The following is a 6,217-nucleotide window of genomic DNA, read 5'->3' on the forward strand; positions in this document are numbered from 1 at the left end:
TCTCGGCGCGGGCAGGGGCGGCGGCGGCGGGCGCGGGTGCCCCGGCCAACGCGGCAAGGGACAGGGCCAGGGGGGCAAAGCGGCGCATCGGCGCTCCAGCGAATCAGGCGGAAAAGACGTGAAAACGGCCGATGATCCAGCGACGGCCGCGGGCAATGGTATCAGCCCGGCGACCATCCAAAATCTGCGAACAACTCCCATTTCGCTGCCAAATCCCGGCCGTGAGCGGGTTTGACCCATGGCACGGCGATGCGGCTTCGGAATATACTTGTTGAAATATCCTTGGAAGTCGTAGGGCTTTTTCCTTCGAGCCTCCGGCTTTCGTCATTCACCAGGAGAGGAGTGCTTCATGGTCAACATGAATCGCCGCCAGTTCTTCAAGGTGACAGGTGCAACCCTGGCAGGCTCCAGCCTGGCATTGCTCGGGGTTGCTCCCGGCACAGCCATGGCTGAGGTGCGCCAGTACAAACTTGCGCGCATGACCGAAACGCGCAACACCTGTCCCTACTGTTCGGTCGCCTGCGGGTTGCTGATGTACGGTCTGGGCGATGGCGCCAAGAACGCGCGCGCCAGCATCATGCACATCGAGGGCGACCCCGATCACCCCGTCAACCGCGGCACACTCTGTCCGAAGGGCGCTGCCCTGATCGACTTCATCCACAGCCCCAATCGCCTGAAGTACCCGGAATACCGGGCGCCCGGGTCGGATAAATGGGTGCGGATGTCGTGGGACGACGCGCTGACCCGCATCACCAAGCTCATGAAAGCCGACCGCGACGCGAACTTCGTCGAGAAGACCGCGGACGGCAAGACGGTGAACCGGTGGTTGACCACCGGCATGCTGGCCGCCTCGGCAAGCAGCAACGAGGTGGGCTACATCACGCACAAAACCGTGCGCAGCATGGGATTACTGGCGTTCGACAATCAAGCCCGTGTCTGACATGGCCCGACGGTGGCAGGTCTTGCCCCGACGTTTGGCCGTGGAGCGATGACGAACCATTGGGTCGACATCAAGAACGCGGACGTAGTGCTCATCATGGGCGGCAATGCCGCCGAGGCCCACCCGTGCGGGTTCAAATGGGTCACGGAAGCGAAAGCCCATAACAAGGCGAAGCTGATCGTCGTGGATCCGCGCTTCACGCGCTCGGCATCCGTGGCGGACTTCTACGCGCCCATACGCACCGGCACCGACATCATCTTCCTGGGTGGCGTCATCAAGTACCTGTTGGATCACGACAAGATCCAGCACGAGTACGTGCGCAATTACACCGACTTTTCTTTCATCGTCCGCGAGGACTTCACGTTCGAGGCGGGCCTGTATTCGGGCTACAACGCCGAAAAGCGCAGCTACGACAAGGCCAGCTGGGACTACGAGCGCGGCGAAGACGGCTTCGTCAAGACGGATCCGACGCTTGCGCATCCGCGCACCGTCTACCAGCTGATGAAGAAGCACTATTCGCGTTACACCGAAGACATGGTCGAGCGCGTGTGCGGCACGCCCCGCGACAAGTTCCTGAAGGTGTGCGAAATGCTGGCGTCCACCGCCAGCCCCAACCGCGCCGCCACCGTCCTGTACGCGCTGGGCTGGACGCAGCACTCCATCGGTTCGCAGATCATCCGCACCGGCGCGATGGTGCAGCTGCTGCTGGGTAACATCGGCATCGCCGGTGGTGGCATGAACGCGTTGCGCGGGCACTCGAACATCCAGGGCCTGACGGATCTGGGCCTGATGTCGAACCTGCTGCCGGGCTACATGACCCTGCCCAACGAACCCGAACAGGACTACGGCAAGTACATCGAGACGCGCACGCAGAAGCCGCTGCGTCCCAACCAGCTCAGCTACTGGCAGAACTACAACAAGTTCCACGTCAGCCTGATGAAGGCCTGGTGGGGCGCCGCCGCCACGGCGGAAAACAACTGGGCGTTCGACTACCTGCCCAAGCTGGACAAGCTCTACGACATGCTTCAAGTCTACGAGCTCATGGTCCAGGGCAAGATGAACGGCTACATCGCGCAGGGCTTCAACCCGCTTGCCGCGGCGCCCAACAAGGCCAAGCTGAACGACGGTTTCGCCAAGTTGAAGTTCCTGGTCATCATGGACCCGCTGGTCACCGAGACCTCGGAGTTCTGGCGCAACGCGGGCGAAGCCAACGATGTGGATCCCACCAAGATCCAGACCGAAGTCTTCCGCCTGCCCACCACCTGTTTCGCCGAAGAAGACGGCGCGCTGGTGAACTCCGGCCGCTGGCTGCAATGGCACTGGAAGGGCGCCGAGCCCCCGGGCGAGGCCAAGAGCGACATCGAGATCATGGCGCTGATCTTCACGCGCCTGCGCAAGATGTACCAGGAGGAAGGTGGCAAGTATCCCGACCCCATCGTCAACCTGTCCTGGCCCTACTCGAATCCGCAGAACCCCACCGCGGAAGAGCTTGCAAAGGAATACTCGGGCCGCGCGCTCGTGGACCTGGTCGACCCGAAGGACCCCACCAAGGTCACCCGCAAGGGCGGCGAGCAGTTGGCGGGTTTCGCGGAACTGCGCGACGACGGCTCCACGGCCAGCGGCTGCTGGATCTTCGCGGGCGCCTGGGGCCCGGGCGGCAACCTGATGGCGCGTCGCGACAACAGCGACCCCACCGGCATCGGCCAGACGCTGAACTGGGCCTGGGCGTGGCCGGCCAACCGCCGCATCCTGTACAACCGCGCATCGTGCGACGTGGCCGGCAAGCCGTTCGATCCGCGCCGCAAGCTGATCTCCTGGACCGGCAAGATATGGGCGGGCGCCGACATCCCCGACTTCAAGGGCGACGAGAACCCCGACGGCGGCATGGGCCCGTTCATCATGAACCCGGAAGGCGTGGCGCGCTTCTTCGCGCGGGCGGGCATGGCTGAAGGGCCGTTCCCCGAGCACTACGAACCTTTCGAGACGCCGCTGGGGTACAACCCGCTGTATCCGAAGGCCAAGGGCGTCACCAGCAATCCGGCCGCGCGCGTCTTCAAGGACGACCTGGCCGCGATGGGCACCGTGGACAAGTTCCCGTACGTGGCCACCACCTATCGCCTGACCGAGCACTTCCACTACTGGACCAAGAACGTCCGCATCAACGCGATCCTCCAGCCGGAGCAGTTCGTCGAGATCGGCGACGCGTTGGCCAAGGAGCTTGGCATCGCCAACGGAACGCGGGTGAAGGTGTCGTCCAACCGCGGCTACATCAAGGCGGTGGCGCTGGTCACCAAGCGCTTGCGGGCGCTGACCATCGAGGGCAAGACGGTGCACCACGTGGGTATCCCCATTCACTGGGGCTTCGTGGGTCTGGCCAAGCCCGGCTTCCTCACCAACACCCTGACGCCGTTCGTGGGCGACGGTAATTCCCAGACACCGGAATTCAAGTCGTTCCTGGTCAAGGTCGAGAAGGCTTAGGAGAACCGACATGTCCATGCAATCCCTAGACATCAAGCGGCGCTCCGCCACGACCACGCCGCCGCCGGGCATTCGCGAGCCCATCACGGGCTCGGTCGCCAAGCTGATCGACGTCTCCAAATGCATCGGGTGCAAGGCTTGCCAAAGCGCCTGTATGGAATGGAACGACCTGCGCGACGAGATCGGCACCAACGTGGGCGTCTACGACAACCCGGCCGACCTGACCGAGCATTCCTGGACCGTCATGCGCTTCTCGGAATACGAGAATCCCGCTGGCGACCTGGAATGGCTGATCCGCAAGGACGGCTGCATGCACTGCGAGGATCCGGGCTGCCTGAAGGCCTGTCCCTCGCCGGGCGCCATCATCCAGTACACGAATGGCATCGTGGATTTCCACGAGGAAAGCTGCATCGGCTGCGGCTACTGCATCACCGGCTGCCCGTTCAACGTGCCGCGCATCTCGAAGAAGGACCACAAGGCGTACAAGTGCACCTTGTGCTCCGACCGCGTGGCCGTCGGCCAGGAGCCGGCTTGCGTCAAGGCCTGTCCTACCGGCGCCATTGTGTTCGGCACCAAGGAAGACATGAAGCAGCACGCCGAGGAACGGATCGTGGACCTGAAGTCCCGCGGTTTCGACCAGGCTGGCCTGTATGACCCGCAGGGCGTGGGCGGCACCCACGTCATGTATGTGCTGCATCACGCCGACCAGCCCGGGCTGTATCACGGCCTGCCCAAGGACCCGCATATCAGCCCCATGGTGTCGCTGTGGAAGGGGTTGGCCAAACCGCTGGGCGTGGCCGCGATGGCTTTGACCGCCCTGGCGGGCTTCTTCCACTACGCCCGCGTCGGGCGCAACGAGGTCTCGGAAGAAGACGAACGCCGTGCCGAAGAGGAGGTGCGCCATGACTGAAGACCGCCATCACCGCCGGATCAAGCGCTATTCGCCGGGCGAGCGCACCAACCACTGGATCATCGCCTTCACGTTCATCCTGCTGGCGCTCTCCGGCCTGGCGCTGTTCCATCCGTCGATGTTCTGGTTGACCAACCTGTTCGGCGGCGGGCCCTGGACGCGCATCCTGCATCCCTTCATCGGGGTGGTGATGTTCGTCTGCTTCGTCGTGTTCGCCGGCCACATGTGGCGGCACAACATGATGACGAAGGCGGATCGCCAGTGGTTGAAGCAACTGAACGACGTGGTCGAGAACCGCGAAGAGAAGCTGCCGGAAGTCGGCAAGTACAACGCCGGCCAGAAGCTGCTGTTCTATGTGCTGGTGCTGTGCATGCTGGGGCTGTTCGCCAGCGGCATCGTGATCTGGCGCGAATTCTTCGCGTTCTATTTCCCCATCTGGGTCGTGCGGGTCGCCTCCGTGGTGCACGCCGTGACGGCGCTGGTGCTGATCTGCTCGATCATCGTGCACATCTACGCGGCGATCTGGGTCAAGGGATCGCTCACCGCGATGCTGCGGGGTTACGTGACGGCAGGCTGGGCGTGGAAACACCACCGCGCCTGGTTCCGCGAGCAAATCCGAAAGTAGAGGGGCCCCCACGGTGCGCGCGCGATGCGCGCTTCCTGCCCCCCGAGGGGGCTGTCCCTCCTTGGGGCGGCCCGGCGGAGGGAGGGGCCCCCACGGCACGTCCACGTATTTGCCTACGGCTGCTATCCTTCTTTGAAGGCCAGCAGCCGTGTTTGTTTTTCTGGAGACGCAATTGCAGCGAATTCTTCCGCGCGGCGAGATCGAAGCGCTAGACCACAACACCATTCCCCGCGTCAGCCTGCCCGATCGCGGTTCCGTGTTCGCCACGCGCGCGGCGCGTTTGCGCCAGTTGGCGGCGGACAGCCCGGTGGCCGACTATCTGCTGTTGATGGCGCAGTTGGTCGACGCCCAGCAGCGGGCGCTGAAGGACTGCACGGCGCCTGAAGCCTCCGAAGACCGCGTCGCGCTGGCGCAGGCGCACGGCATGCCGCCTTTGCAGGCGGTCGGCTGGCCGCGTGATCCCATGTGGCGCGCCATCCTGGCGCAGTTGCTGGACGACGTGTCGGGTGGCAAGAACGTGCCGGCCGAAGCCATCGAGGTCTGCGCCGCGCTGCGTCGGGCGATCGATGATGACCCGGAGTCGCTGGAGGACCTGGCCGAAGCCGTGCTGTCCGAGCAGGACCAGGGTGTGGATGGGGCCGCGGCGCCGTTCGTGATGGCGGCCTTGCAGGTGTATTGGACCGATCTGGCCAGCCGCTTCGACGACAAGCAGTTGCCCGTGGTCAGCCCCTTTGGCGTCTGTCCCGTGTGCGCCAGCCTGCCGGTGGCCAGCGTGGTCCGGGTGGGCGGGCAGTACGAAGGCTATCGCTACCTGTGCTGCAGCCTGTGCGCCACGCAATGGCACATGGTGCGCGTGAAATGCACGCATTGCGAAGACGTGGAGTCGGTGGCGTATCAGGCCATCGACGGCCGTTCGCCTGCCATCAAGGCCGAAACCTGCGACCACTGCCACACCTACCGCAAGATCTTCTACCAAGACAAGGACCTGCACGTCGAGCCGGTGGCCGACGACCTGGCCAGCCTGATGCTGGACGTGCTGGTGGGCGAAGCGGGCTATTCGCGCGCCAGCGGCAACCCCTTGTTGTGGCATGGCGCCGAGCAATAGCATGGCCGAGCACCCGTTAGAAGGCGGCGTGGCCGCTGTCTCCGACATCCCGCCGCTGGACCGCCTGCTGAACGCCGATGCCCTGCGCGCCGCATTGGAAACGCATGGCCGCACCCAAGTGGTCGCGGCGCTGCGGCGCGACCTGGACGCGCAGCGCCA

At 64.4% G+C, this 6,217-nt stretch carries 4 protein-coding genes and 1 pseudogene; all 5 read left to right on the forward strand.

The window, feature by feature from the left end; all coding sequences use genetic code 11:
* The first annotated feature begins 349 nt into the window (after positions 1–349).
* Positions 350–3,418, forward strand: coding sequence for a formate dehydrogenase-N subunit alpha (gene fdnG / locus HG262_RS30720; protein ID WP_169274589.1), 3,069 nt, complete (start codon positions 350–352; stop codon positions 3,416–3,418).
* A 10-nt stretch (positions 3,419–3,428) separates the two neighbouring features.
* Positions 3,429–4,328, forward strand: a complete 900-nt coding sequence (gene fdxH / locus HG262_RS30725; RefSeq protein ID WP_169274590.1) for a formate dehydrogenase subunit beta — start codon at positions 3,429–3,431, stop codon at positions 4,326–4,328.
* On the forward strand, positions 4,321–4,953 hold the full coding sequence (locus HG262_RS30730; RefSeq protein ID WP_169274591.1) for a formate dehydrogenase subunit gamma: 633 nt from the start codon (positions 4,321–4,323) through the stop codon (positions 4,951–4,953). Before fdxH ends, HG262_RS30730 begins: the two co-directional genes overlap by 8 nt.
* A 172-nt stretch (positions 4,954–5,125) precedes the next feature.
* Positions 5,126–6,058: a formate dehydrogenase accessory protein FdhE gene (fdhE, locus tag HG262_RS30735; RefSeq protein ID WP_169274592.1), complete on the forward strand. Its 933-nt coding sequence runs from the start codon at positions 5,126–5,128 to the stop codon at positions 6,056–6,058.
* Position 6,059: 1 nt separating this feature from the next.
* Positions 6,060–6,217: pseudogene (locus HG262_RS30740) on the forward strand (L-seryl-tRNA(Sec) selenium transferase); the annotation flags it as partial.

The organism is Achromobacter sp. Bel (assembly GCF_012928505.1).
Lineage (GTDB): Bacteria > Pseudomonadota > Gammaproteobacteria > Burkholderiales > Burkholderiaceae_B > Achromobacter.